Source organism: Streptomyces sp. NPDC033136 (assembly GCF_055578235.1).
In genome coordinates this window covers 1-2170 of record NZ_JBVIPD010000058.1, presented here as the reverse complement: position 1 = coordinate 2170, position 2170 = coordinate 1, and the positions used below count along the sequence as shown (strand labels likewise).

Here is a 2170-nt window from a genome sequence, read left to right as displayed (position 1 = left end):
CCGTTGCCGAGACCGTGGTCAGGTCTCAGCATTCCGGACGTTTCTGCCCGGACGGTCCGTCACATCACCAAAGCGTGAGGGCTTCGACTTGAGTACGGTCTCTCGTTTCTGTCTGCCGCTGGTGCGGCAGGGTTGCGCCACCTGCCCGCCCCGCCTCCGCCTTGCGGCGGGGGCGGGTGGCGCGGGTCTTCTGGTCGGCTCCACGAGGCTTCGACACCGCCGGGGCGGTGTCCTGGTCTCCGGCCACTCCGGTACCAGTTACTGCGGCTGCCGCGAGTGCGGCGAGGTTGAGTGCGGCGTTGTCGTCCCGGTCGCGGACCAGGCCGCAAGCGTCGCATTGGTAGGTCCGGACGTGCAGCGGCAGCTTGGCTTTCACCGCGCCGCAACCGGAACAGGTCTTCGAGGACGGGTACCAGCGGTCGGCCACTATGATGCGGGTGGCGTGGCGCTGGCGGGTCTTGTAGTCGAGCTGGCGGCGGATCTCCCCGAACCCGGCGTCGGTGATCCGCCGGGCCAGGCGCCGGTTGCGGAGCATCCCGGCGACGTTGAGGTCTTCGACCACGATCGTGCCGTACTCGGCGGCCACGCCTGTGGTGAGCTTGTGCAGGGCGTCTTCGCGGAGGTTCGCCACCCGGTGGTGGACCTTGTTCCGCTGGGCGTTGGCCTTCTCCCACCGGCGGGACGGCTTCTGCCCGGTCCGCCGGTCGGGGCCCCGGCGGCGGGACACGACGCGGGACGCACGGCGCAGCTGCTTACGCGCCCGGTCGTAGTGCCCTGGATTGGGCACGGTGCGGATCTCGCCGGTGCTGTCGGCCATCACCGCGAGGGTCTTCACCCCGAGGTCGATGCCGACCGCCACGTCCGGCCGTGCCACGCGTTCGAGGTCGCGCTTGACCTCGGTCTGGAAGGAGACGAACCAGCGTCCGCGTTCGTGCCGCACGGTCGCGGACAGGATCCGGGCCGTCCCGGCCTGGACGCGGGCGAGGAGCTTGCCGGTGGGCTCGTGGGTACGGATCGTGCCCAGCCTCGGCAGCGTCACGTGCCGGCCGTCGGCGTCCACGCGGATCGTGCCGGTCGTGAACCGGCAGGCAAGGCGCGCCTTCCGCTTGGCCTTGAACCGCGGCGCGCCCATCCGGGCGCCCCTGCGCTTGCCGTTCTTCGACTTCGCGTAGTTGTCGAACGCGGCCGACGCGTTCGACAGGCCGGTGGAGTACGCCTCCTTGGAGTTCTCCTCCCACCACGCAGAGAAACGCGGGTCGGTGTGCTTGGTGGCGTTGAACGCCTTCCGCAGCGACGGCAGCGACCACGGCCGCCACTGCGTCAGCCCGGCCTCGGGGACGCCGTATGTCTCCTCCGCGCGGCGCTGCCACCACGACGCCTCGACCCAGCCGACAGCCCAGTTGTACGCGGCACGCGCCGCACCGCAGTGCGAACGCAGCGACCGTTCCTGGGAGGCGTTCGGGTCCAGGGCGAACCGGAACGCCCGCACCACGAACCCGGGCTGCGCCTGGAACTTCTTCATTCGGTGTCCTCGCCGGTCGCCACGGCCACCGCGCGGGCCGCACGGTTCTTCGCCGCCCGCCGCCCGTACAAGCGGGCGCACATCGACGTCAGCACCTCGGTGATGTCCCGTACGAGGTCGTCAGCGGTCTCGCTGGGGTCGAGGACGACCAGCCGCCGCCCGGAAGAAAACAGAACGGCTTCGAGGTGCTCGACGCCGAACCGGGCAAGGCGGTCACGGTGCTCGACCACGATCACGGTGGCGTTCGGGTCGGACAGCAGGCGATGCAGCTTGCGCCGCCGCCCGTTCAGCCCCGAGCCGACCTCGGTGACAACCTCGGCGACGGCCAGGCCCAGCCCGTTCGCGCCGGCCACCACCCGGGCCGCCTGCCGCTCCAGGTCGGTCTTCTGGTCGGCGGACGACACGCGGCAGTACGCCACCACACGCCCGGACGGCTGGACAGCGGGCTCGTCGACCAACCACGTCCCGGACGGCGCCTGACGGACAGGGACGGGCATCTTCCCGTCCTTCACCCACCGCCAGGCAGTCTGGTAGCTCACGCCCTGCTGCCGCGCCCACTCCGAAAGCTTCACAAGACCAAGATATTCGAGATACACGACTAGCAACGACTATGAATGACTAGAAAACGCGTAGCAGCTTTCACCCCCC

Annotated in this window: 2 protein-coding genes; both read right to left on the bottom strand. The window is 70.0% G+C overall.

The window, feature by feature from the left end; all coding sequences use genetic code 11:
* Window positions 1–64: 64 nt before the first annotated feature.
* Entirely contained in the window at window positions 65–1522 is a 1458-nt protein-coding gene (tnpB, locus tag ACZ5TL_RS39445; RefSeq protein WP_468595592.1) for an IS607 family element RNA-guided endonuclease TnpB, read from the bottom strand.
* Window positions 1519–2094 carry an IS607 family transposase gene (locus ACZ5TL_RS39440; protein ID WP_468595591.1) on the bottom strand — a complete coding sequence of 192 codons (576 nt, stop codon included), beginning with the start codon at window positions 2092–2094 and terminating at the stop codon, window positions 1519–1521. The genes tnpB and ACZ5TL_RS39440 overlap by 4 nt, the downstream gene beginning before the upstream one ends.
* Window positions 2095–2170: the final 76 nt, after the last annotated feature.